The 19,180-nt window shown below is 38.6% G+C and carries 19 protein-coding genes and 1 tRNA gene; 10 read left to right on the forward strand and 10 right to left on the reverse strand.

Annotation, left to right across the window (positions count from 1 at the left end):
- Positions 1–13: 13 nt before the first annotated feature.
- Genes TSP02S_RS06230 through TSP02S_RS06240 form a run of 3 tightly spaced genes read left to right on the forward strand, consistent with a single transcriptional unit; the run spans position 14 to position 3,284 of the window.
- On the forward strand, positions 14–1,111 hold the full coding sequence (locus tag TSP02S_RS06230) for an MFS transporter (protein WP_041082731.1): 1,098 nt from the start codon (positions 14–16) through the stop codon (positions 1,109–1,111).
- Entirely contained in the window at positions 1,084–2,115 is a 1,032-nt protein-coding gene (locus TSP02S_RS06235; RefSeq protein WP_232503670.1) for an AI-2E family transporter, read from the forward strand. The genes TSP02S_RS06230 and TSP02S_RS06235 overlap by 28 nt, the downstream gene beginning before the upstream one ends.
- A gap of 2 nt (positions 2,116–2,117) precedes the next feature.
- Positions 2,118–3,284, forward strand: coding sequence for a tetratricopeptide repeat protein (locus tag TSP02S_RS06240; protein ID WP_041082732.1), 1,167 nt, complete (start codon positions 2,118–2,120; stop codon positions 3,282–3,284).
- A gap of 1 nt (position 3,285) precedes the next feature.
- Here TSP02S_RS06240 and TSP02S_RS06245 read toward each other — a convergent pair whose 3' ends face one another.
- Positions 3,286–4,707, reverse strand: a complete 1,422-nt coding sequence (locus TSP02S_RS06245; RefSeq protein WP_041082734.1) for an MATE family efflux transporter — start codon at positions 4,705–4,707, stop codon at positions 3,286–3,288.
- 120 nt (positions 4,708–4,827) lie between these two features.
- Between TSP02S_RS06245 and TSP02S_RS06250 the strand changes: the two genes are divergently transcribed.
- Positions 4,828–5,394 (forward strand): class I SAM-dependent methyltransferase, encoded by a 567-nt coding sequence (locus tag TSP02S_RS06250; RefSeq protein WP_041082736.1) that lies wholly within the window; start codon positions 4,828–4,830, stop codon positions 5,392–5,394.
- Here the strand turns inward: TSP02S_RS06250 and TSP02S_RS06255 are convergent, their stop codons facing one another.
- Genes TSP02S_RS06255 through TSP02S_RS10745 form a run of 5 tightly spaced genes read right to left on the reverse strand, consistent with a single transcriptional unit; the run spans position 5,395 to position 10,880 of the window.
- Positions 5,395–6,708 carry a FliI/YscN family ATPase gene (locus TSP02S_RS06255; RefSeq protein WP_041082738.1) on the reverse strand — a complete coding sequence of 438 codons (1,314 nt, stop codon included), beginning with the start codon at positions 6,706–6,708 and terminating at the stop codon, positions 5,395–5,397. It lies immediately after the preceding gene.
- Positions 6,692–7,357 carry a FliH/SctL family protein gene (locus tag TSP02S_RS06260; protein WP_041082740.1) on the reverse strand — a complete coding sequence of 222 codons (666 nt, stop codon included), beginning with the start codon at positions 7,355–7,357 and terminating at the stop codon, positions 6,692–6,694. Before TSP02S_RS06260 ends, TSP02S_RS06255 begins: the two co-directional genes overlap by 17 nt.
- On the reverse strand, positions 7,354–8,364 hold the full coding sequence (gene fliG, locus TSP02S_RS06265) for a flagellar motor switch protein FliG (RefSeq protein ID WP_041082742.1): 1,011 nt from the start codon (positions 8,362–8,364) through the stop codon (positions 7,354–7,356). The genes TSP02S_RS06260 and fliG overlap by 4 nt, the downstream gene beginning before the upstream one ends.
- A 1-nt stretch (position 8,365) precedes the next feature.
- A complete protein-coding gene (gene fliF / locus TSP02S_RS06270) occupies positions 8,366–9,979 on the reverse strand; it encodes a flagellar basal-body MS-ring/collar protein FliF (protein ID WP_144380737.1) in 1,614 nt (537 codons plus the stop codon).
- 19 nt (positions 9,980–9,998) lie between these two features.
- Positions 9,999–10,880, reverse strand: a complete 882-nt coding sequence (locus TSP02S_RS10745) for a lytic transglycosylase domain-containing protein (protein WP_052465351.1) — start codon at positions 10,878–10,880, stop codon at positions 9,999–10,001.
- A 42-nt stretch (positions 10,881–10,922) separates the two neighbouring features.
- Here TSP02S_RS10745 and TSP02S_RS06280 point away from each other — a divergent pair, with 42 nt between their 5' ends.
- Genes TSP02S_RS06280 through rsfS form a run of 5 tightly spaced genes read left to right on the forward strand, consistent with a single transcriptional unit; the run spans position 10,923 to position 14,765 of the window.
- Complete coding sequence (locus TSP02S_RS06280; protein WP_041082746.1) at positions 10,923–11,462, forward strand: YceD family protein; 540 nt, start codon at positions 10,923–10,925, stop codon at positions 11,460–11,462.
- Between the two features lie 3 nt (positions 11,463–11,465).
- Complete coding sequence (gene rpmF, locus TSP02S_RS06285; RefSeq protein WP_041082748.1) at positions 11,466–11,648, forward strand: 50S ribosomal protein L32; 183 nt, start codon at positions 11,466–11,468, stop codon at positions 11,646–11,648.
- A 4-nt stretch (positions 11,649–11,652) separates the two neighbouring features.
- Entirely contained in the window at positions 11,653–12,639 is a 987-nt protein-coding gene (gene plsX, locus TSP02S_RS06290; protein WP_041082750.1) for a phosphate acyltransferase PlsX, read from the forward strand.
- Entirely contained in the window at positions 12,611–14,434 is a 1,824-nt protein-coding gene (glmS, locus tag TSP02S_RS06295; RefSeq protein ID WP_041082752.1) for a glutamine--fructose-6-phosphate transaminase (isomerizing), read from the forward strand. The genes plsX and glmS overlap by 29 nt, the downstream gene beginning before the upstream one ends.
- Positions 14,435–14,438: 4 nt before the next feature.
- The gene (gene rsfS, locus TSP02S_RS06300; RefSeq protein WP_082025937.1) at positions 14,439–14,765 is read left to right on the forward strand and encodes a ribosome silencing factor; all 327 of its coding nucleotides are present in this window, start codon (positions 14,439–14,441) and stop codon (positions 14,763–14,765) included.
- Here the strand turns inward: rsfS and fba are convergent.
- Together fba and TSP02S_RS06310 are read right to left on the reverse strand one after the other, a co-directional pair.
- Complete coding sequence (gene fba, locus TSP02S_RS06305) at positions 14,762–15,691, reverse strand: class II fructose-1,6-bisphosphate aldolase (protein WP_041082754.1); 930 nt, start codon at positions 15,689–15,691, stop codon at positions 14,762–14,764. The genes rsfS and fba overlap by 4 nt on opposite strands.
- A 28-nt stretch (positions 15,692–15,719) precedes the next feature.
- A tRNA-Ser gene (locus TSP02S_RS06310) sits at positions 15,720–15,809 on the reverse strand.
- 64 nt (positions 15,810–15,873) lie between these two features.
- Between TSP02S_RS06310 and TSP02S_RS06315 the strand changes: the two genes are divergently transcribed.
- Entirely contained in the window at positions 15,874–17,070 is a 1,197-nt protein-coding gene (locus tag TSP02S_RS06315; protein ID WP_041082756.1) for a glycosyltransferase family 4 protein, read from the forward strand.
- A gap of 3 nt (positions 17,071–17,073) precedes the next feature.
- Here TSP02S_RS06315 and TSP02S_RS06320 read toward each other — a convergent pair whose 3' ends face one another.
- Complete coding sequence (locus TSP02S_RS06320; protein WP_041082758.1) at positions 17,074–18,168, reverse strand: anhydro-N-acetylmuramic acid kinase; 1,095 nt, start codon at positions 18,166–18,168, stop codon at positions 17,074–17,076.
- Entirely contained in the window at positions 18,147–19,178 is a 1,032-nt protein-coding gene (locus tag TSP02S_RS06325) for a serine hydrolase domain-containing protein (RefSeq protein WP_041082760.1), read from the reverse strand. Before TSP02S_RS06325 ends, TSP02S_RS06320 begins: the two co-directional genes overlap by 22 nt.
- Between the last annotated feature and the right edge of the window lie 2 nt (positions 19,179–19,180).

A 19,180-nucleotide genomic window follows, 5' to 3' on the forward strand; every position in this document is an offset into this window, starting at 1 on the left:
TATAAACCATTTTGTGTCTGATTTTTATGTTTCCTTTTTAACACCTCTTGCACCATATTTTATGCAAAAATATCACGCGGACACGAGGCAGATTGCTTTATTTATCACCGCAATCTCTTTTATTTCGTCCATCTTCCAGATATTTTTTGGTACTCTATCTGATAAAATCGAGAGTAGATTCAAATTCATATACATCCTGACAACTATAACGGTTTTGTTCATAAGTGTGATTGAATTTGCACCAAATATTTTTGTGTTATTCCTTTTTTTCATAATAGCTTTCTTTGCCAACTCTGCATTTCATCCAATGGGTGCAGCTGCTGCCCATAGTTTGTCTGTAAAATCGATGCCATTTTTTGTCGCTGCGGGAACCCTTGGCACTGCTGTTGGGCCTATTTTCGTGACAATTTTCTCTTCAAAAATAGGTCTCAAATTTTTATGGTTAGTCGGCTTACCTGTACTGATCATATTAGCATTCATGATAAAATCAGAACCACCACTCAGCCATATACGAACCAATACTGAATCTGTGAAGATCAATTCAAAACAGAAGAAGATATTATTCGATTTATGGCTCTTAGTTACTGCGAGAACTCTGGTTATGTCTATTGGCCATCTTTACGCACCTATTATGTCTACACAGAAAGGCTTTTCGCTCGTCTTTGGAGGCACCTTACTTTCAATAGGTGTAGCGATTGGAGTTTTTACAACGATGTTAGGATCCTGGCTTAGTAATAAGTTTGGTAATCTCATTACAAACCTTATCAGCTTTCTTGGAATGGGTATCGCACTTTTGATTTTCGTTCGCGCATCAGATATGATAACCTTGTTGATCGGTTATGTCTTGATAGATGGATTTGGTTATTTGACCATGTCATCAAATCTTTCACAAGCTCAAATAGCTTTACCCAATCATACATCTTTTGCTTCATCTGTGGTTATGGGATTTGCTTGGGCTTGTGGTACTGGACTTAGAGTTTTTATGATCCTTCCTTTTGGGGATAATATTGGTGTGATAATTTACTTGACGATATTGATATCGCTTTTGATGGCTTTTATTGTATTCTTAAAGGGGCGAAAAGCATGTTTTTTGCGGAACAAAAAAGCATAGAACCCAGGAAATTAGCCATGTATTTTACATTAGCTTACACGGCAGTTTTTGTAACCTTATGCCTGTTGTACAAGAATTTCTTCAATACCATCTTATTCACGTTTATTTCAGTTATGGTTGTAGATGCAGTTGCTGGACTTGTAACGAAGATTTTCAGGATTTCTAAGAAATTGTCAGTCATTATCTCAATTGTGATTTGCTTTTCGGTGTTTATTTGGAGTTTGGTGACGATTATCCCAAGTGCCTTCACGCAATTTACCAGTTTCTACACATTGATTACGGACATAATTGAAAAAAGAACATGGGAACAATATATACAGAATAATGAGCAATTATTGAAGATGCTGAACGGCATAGTTGACTTCATAAAACCGAGTATTAATCAACTTGGAAATTATTTAATAAGAACTGTTGCATCACAAATCCCTGGAGCGCTCGTTGTATTGTTTTTTACAATAATCGGTATCATCTATGTTTCTTTGTATTCAGGCAAAATAGTCAAAATCATTCCGCTTGTGTATCCAAAGAAGTGTAGAGAATACGTTGATAACTTTGTAAAAGAGCTGAAAGTTAATATGCGCCGATTCATAGGAGTTATAACATTGAATGCAATTATAGTAGGTCTTGCTTTTTTTGCATTGTTCAGATTTATGAACATACCTTATGCCCCATTGGTAGCCTTCTGGGCTTTTTTGACAAATTTCATACCAATTGTTGGTGTTTTCTTTGAGTTCATTCCCATATTCTTGTTTTCTCTTTCTTTGGGATTACAAGGTATGTTATGGGTCGTATTTTTCTCAATAGTCATACATCTTGGCGTTTTTATACTATTCTTTGAAATTATGAAGGGGTACGCCAAGGTTAATCCCGTTGTGATGATTTTCTCAATACTACTTACAGGCGAAATTTTTGGACCAGTTGGTGTATTTTTTGGCGTACCGGCAGCAGTCTTTGTAATCATCTTTTATAAACAATTTGTTTCTCCACAGTTTGAAAGGGACTGACGATGAAACATGTTACTCTAATCTTTCTTTTTTTGTGTGTTTTTCTATTTGCGGGAACGATTGACAAAATAGGTAAGGATCCTGAAGAGAGCTGGGTTGAGTTGATAGACCTAATCAAGAAAAATCCAGATTCTCAATTGATTTCCTCTGAAGGACCTCGGATATCAGCTAAGAGGCGCCTTATCGCATGTTCTGAATTATTGAAACAATCGATTGTGAATGAAAACTTTGATCAATTTACCAACGATATGCACAACTGCTTGGATCTTCAAACAGATCTTATGAAAGAAGTCATATTGATTTTTCCTCAACTCGAAGACCATATTAGAAAATTCGAGAATGGTGATTTCGAAAAGGTAATGATCATAAAAAGTTTTTGGAAGATAGGATTACGTATTGTTGCTCCAAAGGGTTTTGGAAAATGGTTAGTGCAAAATTTTCTGAAAGATCCCTATTTGCTTGATTGGAATTTGGTGGGATTGATAAAGAGTTTTAAAAATCCCTCAGAAATTTCTCAAGAGATAGTTGAGACTTGTCTTTCATATCAAAATGAAGAATCACTTTTTCCATCACTGTATAGACTCTTTGAAATAGCAAACCAACTTGGAAAAAGTCCTCCTGTAGATTTTGCCTCCCAGTTGGGAGCTTATATAGATCTATTGAATACAATAAACAAACTTGAACCATCTCGGATGACTTCGTCGGAATTGTCTAAGATTGTTGTACAATTTGATCAATTGTCATTGCCAAAAGAAGAAATCAGAAAAAGATTGCTGTTTTTGATAGAAAGTGCAAAAAAGATAGGTGTGAAATTTGACCACATCGAATCAAAAGATAAATACATTAGCAGCTCTCTACGGCAAATTAGTGTTGTTACCAGTAAGAATAATCCTTTTTTGATTTTCATTATCACAACGATGGTGATCTGTTTGGTTATTTTGTCAGTGGATAGAATCAGACTGAATCTACTAATCATACTTGGAATGAAAAAAGCAGCTGTTAAGACATGCAAGAGAATTCTTTTAAGGAAACCTTCTGACCTGAGAGTTCGATCTAAACTGGCTATGCTTTATGAGCAACTCGGTGATATAAACCAAGCGATAAAAGAATATCAATGTATAAAAGATCTTAGTAAAATGCTAAAATCGCAAAACGAGAACAACGATTGACTTAACTATCTTGTTGCGAGGCATCAGCAATTCTCGCATTAACTTTGAGTGCGGTTTTTCTCGCAGTCTTCTCCCATTTACCGGTTAGATAGAATATCAGTTTTGTGAGACTTCGAAATATTATATCTGCTATCATACCGGTCCATGCCCCAAGTAGTCCCCATTTGAGGTAAGCAACGAGAAAATAGCCAACAGGTAATCTGATAAACCACATAGCAAGAGCAACGGTGATCATTGGAAAAGATGTGTTTCCCGTGCCCCTCAAAGCACCATTCATCGAATAGTCAATTGCTAAAAAGGCTTGGACTAAGCCTATGAATCTAACAGGTAATTCAGCCATGGTTATTATCTCTAAATCATTTGTGAATAAACTTATCAACAATTTTGGAAACAAAAAGATAAATAGCCCAACTGTTATCTGGAAAATCGATGTGAGAATCCAACCTTGACGAACTATTCCGGCAACTTTTCTTAAATCGCCTCTACCGTTATATCGTCCAACGAGTGCCGTTATCGCCACAGAGATTCCCATTCCTGGCATGAACGAAATCGATTCGATGTTTATACCAACCCTATGAGCCGCATAAGTCTTCGATCCGGCTAAAAGTAGTATATTTGCGAAAAGAAGTAAACCAGTGGAAAATAACATATTCTCGCCAGCGGTTGGTAGACCGACACTCAGTATGTTTTTAATCGTTTTCAAATCGAATTTTCTGCCTTTTTTATCACGTGCGTGAAGATCATAATCGTTGAAAATGGCTATGAACAACAAAACAACACCGACTAAACGTGATATCACTGTTGCAAGTGCTGCACCTTTCGCTTCAAGCCTTGGAAAGCTGAATTTTCCAAAAATCATGGCATAATCAAGAAAGATATTTAGGCTATTTGAGATTGCCGCGACTATCATGGGAGTTTTAGTATCTCCTGAACCTCTTAGAGCCGCGCCAAGAGTTCCCATCAGTGACATCGTGAGTATCCCAAGCAATATCACCCTCAAATAATCAACACTCATTTCATACACCTTTTGATCCACATTCGGAAAAATTCTCAAGATAACTGGTACTGCAGGGGTAAAAATCATCATCAATAATCCCCAGATAGTCGCAAGATATACGCCATTCCACAATGATTTTGATATCATTTCTTGGTTTTTTGCACCTATGGCATTTGATATCAATACAGTCACGCCAGTTGATGCAGCTATGAGAATGATCTGAAATATAAAGAACACCTGATTTGCAAGAGAGGCACCGCTCATTGCTTGCCATGAAAGATGACCAAGAAAAGCTGTGTCTACTAAACCAAGAAGCATTTGCATGGCATTTTCAGCCATAGATGGTAAACCCAGAGACAAAAGTTCTCTTCTGATTTCTCTTGCCTGATTCTTTGTGAGATATTCTTTTAGTAAAGAGTATTTCAATGTGAGACCTCCATTAGAATGAATAGCACTTCTTGGTTTCGAATTTAGTTCGCATCGGTAACTTTTCTGAGATGTGTCAAAATCCCCTGATTCATCGTATACTTTTTCAGGAGATGTCAGATGAGTGGTTACTACAGCACCAAAGATCAACAACTAAGAATTAAAACAGATTTTAATGCCGACAGAATTCTTGTCATATGTACTGGCGGAGATGATCTGTTCACAAAAGTTTTGAAACAAAAGGTTGTTCTTGTCACACCAAATGAAGAACTAATAAAGAGTGCAGATCCAAAGTCTTTGAGGATTATCATGAATCCACTCAAATTGTCTTTTGCTCCTGAATCATTTGACATGATCATTTGCTTTTTCACCTTTTTCTATCTCCCGAGATACAAGGCAATTTTTGAGAACATAAATCAAGTTTTAAAAAGATGGGGAAGGTTGTTGGTATGGGATGTGACTATTCCAAAGAAGGCTGGTCATAAAAGCTTTTTTGCTGTCCCTGTTTTGATCGACACCGGTCTTGAGGTGATAAAAACTGTACACGTGACAAAATGGAAATACGAACAGAATGCCGGATTAATAAAGAAAATAGCGCGTGAAAGTGGGTTTAAACTTCTCAATGAAGAATCTTACGATCAGATCTTTCATCTTGAATTTTCAAAGATAACGGAGGCCAAAAAGTGATCATACCATATTTGAAAGCTTCAAAAGCTGGTTTATTGTCTGGTCGTACGTTGGTTTTTCATCTATTCCTTGCTTGAGAAAGGCGTTTATAGAATCTATCATTTTTATTGCCTTATCTATCTGTGGGTTTGACCCAGGTCTATATGCACCCACATCTATTAGATCTTTAGCCTCGTAATAAACTGCCATCAGGCTGCGTAGTTTTTTGTTTGCTTCCAAATGATCTTTACTCACTATATCTATCATCAATCTGCTAATACTTGCAAGAACGTCTATTGCCGGATAATGATTCAACTCCGCCAGTCTCCTGGAAAGCATTATATGACCGTCTACGACACTTCTGACTGTATCAGAGATTGGTTCGTTGAAATCGTCAGCTTCGACAAGAACTGTGTATATAGCTGTGATACTTCCCTTATCTGAGTTTCCAGCTCTTTCCAAGATACCCGGTATACCCGCGAAAACGCTGGGTGGATACCCTCTTGCAGTTGGGGGTTCTCCTATTGCAAGGCCTATTTCTCTCTGAGCCATAGCCCAGCGTGTCAGAGAATCTACCATTAAAAGTACATCGAAACCCCTATCACGAAAATATTCAGCAATACTTGTTGCCGTGTACAGAGCTTTTGCTCTCATCAATGCAGGCTGATCCGATGTCGAGACCACCACTACTGATTTTTCGATGCCACTTGCAAGGTCTTTCTCTATGAACTCTCTAACTTCTCTGCCTCTTTCTCCTATCAACGCAATCACGTTCACATCAGCTACAGTATTTCTCGCTATCATACCAAGGAGTGTGCTCTTTCCAACACCACTTCCCGCAAATATCCCAATTCTCTGTCCCTTACCTATAGTTATAAAACCGTCTATAGCACGGACACCCACCGGTAGTGGTTTAACAATTCTGGACCTTTTCAAAGGATGCGGGGCAGTATTTATCAGTGGATATCTATGTTTTGCCAACAATGGTTTTCCATCGATCGACCTTCCAAGGCCATCGAGAACTCTACCTTTCATTTCATCAGAGACTGGTACATCTAAACGTTTCCCTGTTCTATAAATTATTGTTCCATGCTTTGCACCAGACAAATCCTCAAGTGGCATGAGAAGAACCCTTCCATCCCTAAAACCCACAACTTCACAAAGCGGCTGTTTATCATTCAGTTTCAACCTACATGTTTCTCCGAGAAATGCATCTGGACCGATCGATTCAACGGTCAGTCCGACTATGCGGCTTATCTTACCATTGATTTTAAAAAAATCCTCTTTTTCGATCTTGCTCTTGAGAATTTCCAGAATCTCAAGAGGATCGCTCATGCCCAAAGACCTCCTCAAGTAACTGGTCCATGACCTCAGTTACATACTGGTTCGTACCATCTATGACACCGATTTCTGTGTCTATGATTATGTCTCCAGATTTCAAGGTTGTCGATTTGATAACCTCTGCTCCAATAGATTTAAACTGCTCAACGAGTTGAGGAAACTTTTCAAAATCATTCGCGCTCATAGTGATTTTGATACTCTTCATACCTATGATCTTAGTCAAGATATTTTCAATTTTTTTCTGGTAGTCTATTTTATCTATCTCTCTGTAAGATATCTTTTTTATCAATATATGTACAATATCTGTCATTTCGTTAGAAATATCTTTGATCTTTGATTTCAATTGTTTTTGGAATTCTCCGGAAATTTTTTCAAGTGTTTGGATAGTAGCTTTAATATGATTTTGTACAGCCAGAGACTCTTTTCTTGCTTTCTCCAGAATATCTTCAGATTCTTTCTTTGCTTTTTCAATAATCTCTTGAGCTTTTATTCGTGCATTGTTAATTATTTGATCGGCTTGCTGCTGAGCATTTTGAAGCTCTTGCTCGGCTTTTTTGAGAAGTTCTATAGGATCTTGGATCGTTTCTGTTTTGCTGAGTACGTAGGGACTGTCTATAAAAAGTTGGCGCTTTTTTATGATCACACGATCAGCTCCTCGCCACCACCCTTGGCAATGATTATTTCACCGGCCTCTTCAAGTCTTCTCACAACATTAATGATCTTTTGCTGAGCCTCCTCAACATCTTTTATTCTCACTGGTCCCATGTACTCAAGTTCATCCTGAAGTAGCTGAGCAGCTCTTTTTGAGATGTTTTTGAATATTTTCTCTTTGACTTCTTCTGAAGCTCCTTTGAGAGCCAAAGCCAAATCTTTAGTTTCCACTTCGCGCAAGATTAATTGCACCGACCTATCGTCGAGTTTTATCAAATCTTCGAAGACAAACATTCTGCGCCTGATTTCCTCAGCCAACTCAGGTGAATCATAACCGAGTTTCTCCATTATTTTCTTCTCCGACGATCGATCTAAGCTATTCATGATTTCAGCTGCTGTATTGACACCACCAACTTGGCTGAAACTCTGACTGACAAATCCCGACAATTTCCTTTCCAAATTTTTTTCAATCTCTCTTATGACATCGGGTGAAGAACGTTCCAATAGGGCTATTCTTTTTACAACTTCTACTTGAAGATCATCAGAAAGTGATGCCAAGATTCTTCCGGCGAGTTGTGGTTCTAGATAGCTCAAAATCAGAGCTACTGTTTGAGGATGTTCACTTTGTAGAAAGTTGACAAGTTGTAAAGGATCAGTCTGTCTGAGAAAGTCAAATGGTTTGACTTGAAGGTTGGAGATCAATCTCTCTATGATCTTCATGGCTTTTTCTGGTCCGAAAGCCTTTTGTAAAACCTCTTTTGCGTAATCAATACCACCCTGTGAGATCATCTCTCTTGCACGGGCAATTTCCTGAAATTCAGAAAGAACAGACTTTTTTTCCTCGTCGGATATCTTCCCAACATTGGCTATCTCAACTGTTAATTGTTCAACATCGGCTTCATCAAGGTGTTTCAACACAGATGCAGCCTTCTCTGGTCCCAACATGACAAGGAGGACTGCGGCTTTTCTCCTTCCACTGATGGTTTTTTTCTCAGCCATCTCACATCCCCCTTTCCACTAACCAGAGTTTTATTATGTTTGCAACTTCTTCTGGAGACTCTTTGTAGATTTTTTCAAGATTTTCTTTGAGTTCGAGCAATGCTTGTTGTTCTGGTGTAAGAGGAACTTCCTTGACTTTTTCTTCTTCGAATACCTTCTTCAGTTCTTCTTCCATTCTGAGCTTTCTTTGCTCTATCAATTTTCTTCCTCTGATTCTTCTAATTTGCACAATGATCAAATAGATCAACAGAAAGCAGAGCACGAATAGAACACTCAAACCAAAGACCATCATGGAAAAACGTCTTCTTCTTTCCATTTCAGCTAAACTTTTCCGATAATCTTCTTCTAAAGATCTGTCAAAAGGTAAGAAAGCGACTGAAACAGAAAGTTTTGGATCACTTGAATTGGCTCCTATACCATTACTGACAAGATCTGAAACAATACCCGCCCATTTAATTCTTTCGTTTTCGTCAAACCTTTGGAAAACCGATGAAGAAGCATCTATCACGACTGACAAACTCAGAGCTTCGATTTCTCCTTCTTTGTTTTGAACGACGTTTTCAACGATACTGTTTAATTCATAATTAGTTATGGTATGAGTTCTTTCATAGGTTGAAGTTCCTTCACCTGTCGTGCTTGGATACGTTGGAGGTATGTTTGAGTCTGTACCGACAGCCCCACCGGTTGGCGGTTGATTCGTACTTTTTTCGGACTCCTGTTCTTGACTTCTGATAATTCCTCCTTGCCTTGTGATCGGTTCATACTTTGTAGATTGCTTTTCTATCTTCTCCCAATTCAGTTTAATGTCTGGAATAACCTCAACTCTGCTCGGCCCAAAGACAGCTTCAAGGGTCTGTTTTATCTTTTTTCCATAATAAGCCTCAAGGTTCATCTTCAACTCGGTTCTACTTGAAGCCAGTAACATTTCGCTCGAGGTAACGACTTTATCGCTCAGAACTCTTGAAAGTTGATCGACAACTTTTACATTTTCTATTTTCATTCCCTCAACAGCACCTGCTACTAATTCCATAATTCCTTTCACTTGATTTTGTGTCAGGTCTTGACCTGGCTGTAAGACAACCAAGACAGATGCTCTGGGTTCAGCCATCTCGCCACGCACATAATATGTGTATTTTGGTAGAGTGAGATGAACGCGAGCTGCCTTGACACCACTTATGGTCATGATGCTGCGTTCAAGTTCACCCTGTAGGGCAACCTGATATCTGACTTGCCTATCGAAACTCGTTGCACCAAAACTCTGCTGATCGAGAATTTCAAAACCTCTTGTAGTTGCACCGAGTACACCCATAGAGGCGAGTTTCATTCTCAATTCGTAGACATTATATTTATCCGAAACGAGTATTCTCCCTGGTTCAACCTTGTACTGTACACCCATTGTTTGAAGTTGCTGAATTAAATAACCAGATTGTTCATCGGTCAGGCCGCTGACTAACAACACATATCTTGGAGTTGTGAAGACTACAAGCATTATAATACTCACAATAAGTATTGCCATGCCAATACCTGTGAACAGTATTTTACTTGGGGTTGGGAGTGTCTTCCATTTTTCGTATAAATTCTTGATATATCCCCAAACTTTTCTTAAGAAACCCAAACTCATCACTCCATTAATATCATTTTACCACTCCGATATGTAGTCCCTCAGAAGAAAAACCAGCATTGAAATAAAGCTGCCATATCTTTACCAAAATAGACAGATCAAAATACTTGGAGTTTAACAAAAATTGTACACCAAAATCTGGTATCTTTCGGTAACAAACTCCCACTACGAGATCGAGATTTCTCTCACCTACTATAAAAGAAAAAGAATGGTTGAGATTTGGATAAGCGAGTATGAAATGAGAGATTTTCTCAAACGATATATCCACCCCTGCAGCAAAATCGACCATCCCAAACAATGAAAAACAAAAGTCCGAGCCAATGGAAAAACTATCTCCAAGTTGTATATAAGGCTGAATATAGAACACATCTTTTAACTGAATCGATTGATCTCTCAATCTGTTTGACTCACTTAAGACCTTTCTGGCATAGTTGAGTCCACTATTGCTTGGACCTTTCAACGCCACTCTGCCAGGTCCTTCATAATAAGCAGAAAGTGCATATTCGATCCTTCCAAATCTATTTTGAAGATCATTCAAATAACGATTTGCTCCATCTATTGACCAAAAAGCATTAAAAGGATTCAACACGCCGAGCTCTTGAGCAGTCGAAGGCATCAACTGTGTTAAGCCCATTGCTCCTTTGTCCGACAAAGCATGAATGAAAAAATCCGATTCAACACTGATCAAACCTTTAATCAAATCCTTGTTTTCTTTTGGCAACATCAAATCGACTGGTACAGATGTGTAAACAAATGGTTGAAAAATAGACAACTTGAGCTGATTGTTGTACAATTCTATGGAAAAGTGGGTTGTTGGATTTGTGAGGAAAAACAAAGGATCTCCTAAAATCGAAGATGATAGGCTTATTGCGATTAACAAAAAGAATCTTTGCAATGAATCACCCCTTTTCCATTATAGAAGATTTGAGGTGATTTTTTGAATTGGACAATTGAACTCGAAAAACTCAGTCAAGAACGTAAGATAGTACTTGAAGGTATATTCGAGGCGAAAATGATTGAACTTCCAAATGTGCAGTGCAAAGTCCTTCAACCGATCAAGGTTAAGATGGTAGTCGTCATGACAAAAGACGGCATTGCTGTTGGTGGTTACGTCAGAACAATTTTGGAACATCCTTGCGACAGATGTTTGAAGCCCGTTGAGCTAAAAATCAATGGTACTATCGAAGCACTCTACAAACACATCAGCGAGGTACCCAAAGAAAAAGAAGAAGAGTTACAATCCCTTAGAAACGTGATATACTACTCATCGGATAGAATAGATCTATCGGAGAGAATAATAGAAGCCATAGTTGTTGATGTGCCAATGAGAGTACTCTGCAAACCTGATTGCAAAGGATTATGTCCTCGTTGTGGTACAGATTTGAATGAAGATCCTGAACATCTGTGTGAGGATCAAAAAATAGATCCAAGGTTGAGTAAATTGCTCTTGCTGAAGAAGACAAACAAGGAGGGTTAGTAGATGGCAGTTCCAAAATATAAGCGAACCAGATCAAGGACGCATGCCAAACGCGCAAAGATTTACAGAGCTATTACTGTACCTATGAGTAAATGTCCAAATTGTGGTCAGCCAAAATTACCACACAGAGTTTGTTTGCACTGCGGATATTACAACGGAAGGCAAGTTCTGGAAATAGCAGAGTGAGGCAATGGTACGTGTCGCACTTGATTTAATGGGAGGAGACAAGGCACCCACCGAAATCTTGGAGGGTGCCAAGTTGTCTTCTTCGCAAGATAAGAAAATTCTATTGATAGGAACAAAACACGCCCTCGAAAAAGCGGAAGGTTTCGGCAAGGTAGAAGTCGACGATTTCCTGCCAATGGATGTAAAACCCACAGAAGTTATTCGAAGAAAAAATTCCTCGATGTACGTTGGTTTAAAGTTGTTAAAAGAAGGGACTGTAGATGTATTTGTCAGCGCAGGTAATACTGGTGCACTTCTTGCAGGTGCAACTTTTGTGCTTGGAAGAATCGAGGGTGTAGAACGACCTGCTTTGGGTGTACCCGTCCCTTCAACTAATGGCTTTACGATTTTGATCGATGCAGGTGCAAATGCACACGTTAGAGCAGAACACCTTGTCGATTTTGCCGTTATGGGTTTTTCTTATGCAAAAATTCTTGGATGCAAAATGCCAAAGATCGGACTGCTCAATGTTGGTGAAGAAGAAACAAAAGGAGATGAAACAACAAAAGAAGCATATGTTCTCCTGAAAAAAAGTTTTCCTGAAAATTTTGTTGGGAATGTCGAAGGCCATGATATAAATACAGGAAAAGTAGATGTAGTTGTATCAGATGGTTTTTCAGGGAATGTAGCCATGAAAACCATGGAAGGTACGGCAAAGATGATCCTGCAAACTTTGAAAAACAAGGTAGATAGCGCTGGGATACTACAAAAACTCGGTGCATTTTTGATGAAAAAGGTTTTTGTTGAGTTGAAAAAAACACTCGATCCACGCACGTATGGTGGTGGACTTGTTTTGGGCGTCAACGGATTGGTTGTCAAAGCCCATGGATCATCTGATAGATTTGCGATTTCGAATGCGATAAAGGTCGCTTGTCAAGGGGTACAGATGCAGGTAATTGATGGAATAAGGGGTGAAATAAAACGTGTGCGGGATAGTGGGACTCATAGGTGATCGAGTTAAGGTTGGCGATCTGATTGAGGCTCTCGAGAAACTCGAGTACCGTGGCTATGACTCTGCTGGCGTTGCATTTCTTAAAAATCACGAATTGAATATTACCAAATCAAAGGGAAAAGTCGAGAGTTTGAAGAATCAACTACAAGATAGACTAAATGAATTAATCCAGATTGGTATTGCCCATACACGCTGGGCTACACACGGAGAACCAAATGACATCAATGCCCATCCTCATTCTGATTGTTCTTGTAAAATATCTGTCGTTCATAACGGCATAATCGAAAATTTCAGAACATTGAAGATCAGGCTTCAAGAGCTTGGTCATAAATTTCTCTCCCAAACAGACACAGAAGTAATTCCACACTTGATAGAAGAATATTACAACGGTGATTTACTTGAAGCTGTCAGAAAAGCCGTTTTGAAACTCGAAGGAAGTTATGCTATAGCAGTTGTTCATGCCGATCATCCTGATATCATCGTCGGAGCAAGAAAAGGTAGTCCAATGGTTGTTGGTGTGAATGGGCAAACCATTGGACTTGCATCTGATATCACACCTTTGCTCAAATTCACAAAAGAAGTTGTTTTTTTAGAAGACGGTGAACTTGTAGAACTTTCAAAAGGTACTGTAAAGATAATTGGCTTTGATGGTGTTGCTCGCAAACATCATCCTGTTTTTGTAGAATGGTCCTACGAAGATGCGCAGAAATCTGGTTATAAGCATTTCATGCTAAAAGAGATTTTTGAAGAGCCTTCGTGCATAGTGTCTGTTTTGACTGGCAGAATCAAAAGTGGTCACGTTGTTCTTGAAGAATTCAAACCATTTGAAAAAAATTTAGCCAACTCCAAAGCAATAAAAGTGATTGCATGTGGAACAAGTTACCATGCGGCACTTGTGTTCAAATATCTCTTGGAGAATACAACGGATATCACTGCTGATGTAGATGTTTCTTCTGAATTTCGTTATAAAAAACCTCATCTAAAACCAGAATCAATAGTCGTGGCTATCTCACAATCCGGTGAAACTGCTGATACCCTTGAATCTGTAAGATTGGCAAAAAGATGCGGGGCAAAGATCATTGCGGTGACAAACGTTGTTGGCTCAACGTTAACACGAGAAGCAGATTGTGTACTCTATCTGAATGCTGGACCAGAGATAAGCGTAGCAGCCACAAAATCATATGTTGCACAGCTTGTCATGCTTTATTTATTAGCACTCAAGATAGGTGAGATCTTAAGTAATTCCATTGTGCAAAATTCAGAATTGATTGACAGACTTATGAGAATACCAGAAATCTTTGAAAATTCTCTAAAATCAGTTGATAAAATCCATGAACTGGCAAAGAAGTACAAAGACTACAAACATTTCATGTATATTGGTAGAGGCTATGGTTATCCTACGGCACTTGAGGGCGCTCTGAAATTAAAAGAGATAAGTTATATTCATGCAACTGGATATCCAGCAGGAGAATTAAAACACGGTCCCATAGCAATGCTTGGTCCGGAGTTTCCAGTTTTTGCGATTGCCCCAGGTGATTCTCTATCTCCAAAGATGAAGAGCAATATAATAGAATGCAAATCCAGAAATGCAAAGATCCTTGCCTTGACGAATTATGACAATCAAGAGATTGCAGAACTCGCAGATGATGTTATTTTTGTGAATAACAGCAATGAAGAACTCTATCCTTTATTGATGACTCCAGCGATTCAGTTGTTTGCTTACTTTGTCGCAGATGAGTTGGGACTTGATCCCGACAAACCAAGAAATCTTGCAAAAAGCGTGACAGTGGAGTGATAGTGTGGAGCTACTCAAAAAATTGATTCAGCTCATGTATGAGAAGGAAGCCATTGAGCCAATAATATTAGACATGACCAAGACACCATTGCCAACAGAATATTTTGTCATAGTAACAGCCAACTCCCAAACACATATGGGAACTTTACGAGATGCAGTTGTAGAATTCTTTGTCAATAACTCCCATCCTCTAATTTACTTTGATAAAGGCACTGGATACGACTGGCTTTTAATAGATGCTGGGGATATAGTGGTCCATATCTTTACTTCGCATGCAAGAGAATTTTATGACCTGGAAGGTCTTTGGAGCGATGCAACCAGGCTTGATTAAGCCTGGCCGCTGCATCCGAGTACATTCCTCATTTTGTGCTTCACTAATTCTTTAATGGCATCTCTTGCTGGCCCCAAGTATTTTCTTGGATCGAACTCTTCTGGATGAGTTGCAAAGATCTCACGAATCGTTGCTGTCATCGCAAGCCTTAGATCTGTGTCGATGTTGACTTTACATATTCCCATCATTGTCGCTTTTCTGATCATCTCTTCAGGCACACCCTGAGCACCAGAGAGTTTACCGCCGTATTTGTTAGCCTTTTCTACAAAATCCTGTAAGACACTCGATGCACCGTGCAAAACCAGTGGGAAATTTGGAAGTTTCTTTGCTATCTCTGATAGTCTTTGAAAATCGAGTTTTGGTTCACCTTTGAATTTATATGCCCCATGACTTGTACCAATTGCAATTGCAAGTGAGTCAACACCTGTTCTTTCAACGAATTCAACTGCCTTGTCAGGATCTGTATAACTCGCTTCTTTTTCACTCACAACAACGTGTTCCTCAACTCCAACAAGTCTACCAAGTTCTCCTTCGACAACAACACCTCTTGGATGAGCATAGTCTACTACTTGTTTTGTGAGTTTCACATTCTCTTCAAATGGCAGATGGGAACCATCGATCATAACAGAGGTAAAGCCAGCATCAATGACGGCTTTACATAATTCAAATGAATCACCATGATCGAGATGTACACAGATAGGAATATCTGGTGCATCCTGAACAGCTGCCTCAATGAGTTTCATTAAATAGACTTGCTTTGCGTATTTTCGTGCACCTGCCGATATTTGAAGAATCAACGGAGCTTTTTCTTCTTTTGCGGCATCAATTACACCCTGTAGAATTTCCATATTGTTGACATTAAAAGCACCTATGGCGTATTTTCCATAAGCCTTCTTGAACATTTCCTTACTGCTGACAAGTGGCATTCTAAGACCTCCCATGGTAGGATTGAAGTGGCGGAGGCGGTGGGACTCGAACCCACAAGGTGGCTTCACCACCACCGATTTTCAAGACCGGCTCCTTAGCCAATTCGGACACGCCTCCAAGGATATATTATACCTGAGTGGCTGGTTTTTGCAAGATCGATATCAAAGGAAGGGACCTATTAATGAGAATTGCTATTCTCAATCACTATGCGAGTATACCGCAAATGGGAAGTTCAGAAACAAGACATTTTGAGTTAGCAAAGAGATTTGCAAAAGATGGGCATACTGTGGACATATATGTTGGCGAATATTCTCATCTCAATCGCGAAAAATGGACCAATGTTTATAAAGAAGATTTTCAAATTCAAGATATCGAATTCTTTGTTGTTAAGACCAGAGAGTATCGTAGTAATTCCCTATCGAGATTTCTTTCATCTTATGATTACTTCAAAAATGGCAAGGAAAAGATTATAAAAAACGAGTATGACATCGTAATATCTTCTTCACCACATCCCTTTTCTTGGAGCCTTGGCTGGTATTATTGCAAAAGAAAAAAGGCAAAATTCATAATAGAGATAAGAGACGTCTGGCCAGATGATCTTGTATCACTTAAAATGATGAATTACTCACATCCAGTTGCAAGATTTTTCAGCTATATGTGTAAAAAATACTATCCAAAGGCACATCAAATTATCAGTCTCGTGCCGGATCTTTCCCAACATTTCAATCGTCTCGGTTTAAAAGATAGAGAAATTCAATATATACCAAATGGTGTTGATTTTGAGATCTTTCAAAACCCAACACCGTCTACAGACGTAGATGAAATTTTTTCAAAATTGCCATCGGGTATCAAGGTTGTCTACGCTGGTTCGATCGTTCCACACAATGGTGTCAAAGAATTCCTCGAGCTTCTCAATCAAGTTGATCAAACTGTGGCACGGAAATTTGTTTTCATATTTGTTGGACCAGCACAAAAAGAATATCTATTACAGATAAAGGCCATGGCAAAGGATAATGTTTTTTTCTTTAACCCAATAACTAAAACATCTATACCTTATCTTTTCTCAAAGAGTGACGTTTTGTTGTTCACACTCTCTGAGACACAAATGAATAATCCTGCTGTTAGTTCATATAAAGTACTCGATTATATGGCATCTGGTAAACCTATATTGAGCGTTGATATCGATGGATTGTTGTTTAAATCAACAGATGGAGCTGTTTTCTACAAAAACAACGATCATATGAGCCTTCAAACCGCACTTGAGAAAATATCAAGCCAAGATTTATCAGAATCTGTGAAAAGAAATGTCCAGTACATCGTTCAAGAGAGAACATGGGACACACTCTATGAAAAATTTAAAAATATCATTTTCTCTTGAGCGCTACCATGGTAAAGCAACCTTACCCAGTATTGCTGCCCTCTGAGCACCCGTTACAGAAGGTATGTTCGTTGGCACTCCATTTAGAAAATCATTGGCAAGAAGCGCCATTGAAATAGCTTCTCTTGCCTTTGCAAGAGTCTTCGTTGGTACCAAGACTTTATAACCAAAAGATCTCAGATCTTCAAGAATGACCTTGTTGAAGGCTCCACCACCAAACACGTAGATCCTTTCAACCTTTGGAAGGTATCTTCTCATATTCTCGTGTATACAAAAAGCTGTAAAGTATGTAAGAGTCCTCAAGGCGTTATAATCCCTAACTGGAAGCCCCCTAAGAAATTCTTTGTTGTACCATTCTCTACCTGTGGTCTTTGGAGGTTTTTTGTTCAGATAATCTTTATCTTTTTCAATAAGTTCTTCCAAAATTCGACGATCTATCTTCCCATTACTTGCCAAATTGCCGTTTTTATCGTATTGAAGATTGAAATTTTCTTTCACATAAAGATCTATTAGACAATTACCCGGTCCTGTATCAAAAGCCAATATTGTATCGTTTATATATGTGACATTTGCTATACCACCTATATTCAAAACTATTGTATGTGGTTTTCTGAAAAAGACCCAATCGAAATAAGAAGTAATAGGAGCTCCCTCTCCACCAAGTGCTACATCTTTTGTTCTAAAAGAATGAATTACTGGTACACCCAACTCAACTGCCAATACATCTGCTTCTCCTATTTGCAATGTGGCTCTTTCTTGTGGCATATGATAGACAGTTTGACCATGATATCCAATTGCATCAACTTTTATACCTAATTGCTTTATCATCTTTGCATGCATTCGAGCTATTTCAAAGTTCATCAAAGTCACATCTTTAACAGAAGATATGGAGGGATCATAGGTTTTTATTATACGTTGCTTGAATTCCTCTGGATAATCCAAGCTTTTGAAATCTATCAGCCTAAAATTTGTTCGACGTTCTGCCCCTGAAAAAGATACAATTGCTATGTCAAGGCCATCAGCACTTGTTCCAGACATGAGTCCCATTATTGTTCTTTCTTTTTTATTGATCAATTCTAAAAAATTGTTCCAGTACATTCTATCCCTCCAAAAACAACGTTGTGCAATAGCATTCTGATTCTCATTATCTCTTCTTCATGTCTTTTGATGAACCCTTTGTTTGTCAAAAAGATCACGAACAACCCATCTTCTCTACACCAAATAGTAGTACCGGTGAAACCACTATGTCCAAATGATTTTTCTGAGAGCATATCACCACTACTCGTTCCACTTGCAGGACACATCCAACCAAGATGTCTCTTGCTTCCACCTGCCTCTACTATCTTTTGAGTGAAGAGTTTGACTACATTGAATGGTACAATGGTACCTGTGAGCAAGGAACTCATAAAGATGAACAAATCTGATACATTTGAAAATAAACCGGCATTTCCACTTATCCCACCAAGATAATATGCGAGTTCATCATCGACTAAACCCACTAAACGTTTCCCATCTCTCATAGAAGTAGGTGCAATATTTTCAGATGGTCCTGGAGAGAATCTTGTTTCCTTCATTCCCAAAGGTTCAAAGATAGAATAAACAAATTTGTCAAAAGACATACCTGTGATCTTCTCAACTATCGCCATCAGAGTTATGAAATTTAAACATGAATAGACTATTTTTTTACCTGGTTCTTCAGCTGGTTGGATTTTTAGAATCTCTTCCAACAATTCCTTACCATTGAGATATTTCCACAATTCAGAATAAGGTTGCATTCCCGAAGTATGTGTCAAAAGTTGGAGAATGGTGATATCACTTTTTGGTTTCGCAACATCCAAGAACCGTCCAATCGTGTCGTGTAAATGAAGATATCCATCTGAAAGTAGTCTCATGATGGCTGTTGTTGTAGCTACAACTTTTGTCACACTTGCAAGATCATAAACTGTGTCAATGGAAGTCTTTCTTTCAAAATCCAATGTTCCATAGGCTTTTTGATATATTACCTCGTTCGGTCTACCAACCAAGACCACACACCCCGGATAGATCTTGTTCAATCCTTCTTGGATTACTCTGTCAATCTTTTCTGCCAGATTTTCCAGATTCGCCATTT

This window comes from Thermotoga profunda AZM34c06 (assembly GCF_000828675.1).
GTDB classification, from domain to species: Bacteria; Thermotogota; Thermotogae; order Thermotogales; family DSM-5069; genus Pseudothermotoga_B; species Pseudothermotoga_B profunda.

Coding starts and splice junctions, on each gene's coding strand:
- TSP02S_RS06235 (WP_232503670.1), top strand. CDS start 1,084: ATGTTTTTTGCGGAACAAAAAAGCATAGAACCCAGGAAATTAGCCATG.
- TSP02S_RS06320 (WP_041082758.1), bottom strand. CDS start 18,168: ATGTACTGGAACAATTTTTTAGAATTGATCAATAAAAAAGAAAGAACA.
- TSP02S_RS06315 (WP_041082756.1), top strand. CDS start 15,874: ATGAGAATTGCTATTCTCAATCACTATGCGAGTATACCGCAAATGGGA.
- TSP02S_RS06325 (WP_041082760.1), bottom strand. CDS start 19,178: ATGGCGAATCTGGAAAATCTGGCAGAAAAGATTGACAGAGTAATCCAA.
- plsX (WP_041082750.1), top strand. CDS start 11,653: ATGGTACGTGTCGCACTTGATTTAATGGGAGGAGACAAGGCACCCACC.
- fliG (WP_041082742.1), bottom strand. CDS start 8,364: ATGGCTGAGAAAAAAACCATCAGTGGAAGGAGAAAAGCCGCAGTCCTC.
- TSP02S_RS06250 (WP_041082736.1), top strand. CDS start 4,828: ATGAGTGGTTACTACAGCACCAAAGATCAACAACTAAGAATTAAAACA.
- TSP02S_RS06255 (WP_041082738.1), bottom strand. CDS start 6,708: ATGAGCGATCCTCTTGAGATTCTGGAAATTCTCAAGAGCAAGATCGAA.
- TSP02S_RS06240 (WP_041082732.1), top strand. CDS start 2,118: ATGAAACATGTTACTCTAATCTTTCTTTTTTTGTGTGTTTTTCTATTT.
- fba (WP_041082754.1), bottom strand. CDS start 15,691: ATGCCACTTGTCAGCAGTAAGGAAATGTTCAAGAAGGCTTATGGAAAA.
- rpmF (WP_041082748.1), top strand. CDS start 11,466: ATGGCAGTTCCAAAATATAAGCGAACCAGATCAAGGACGCATGCCAAA.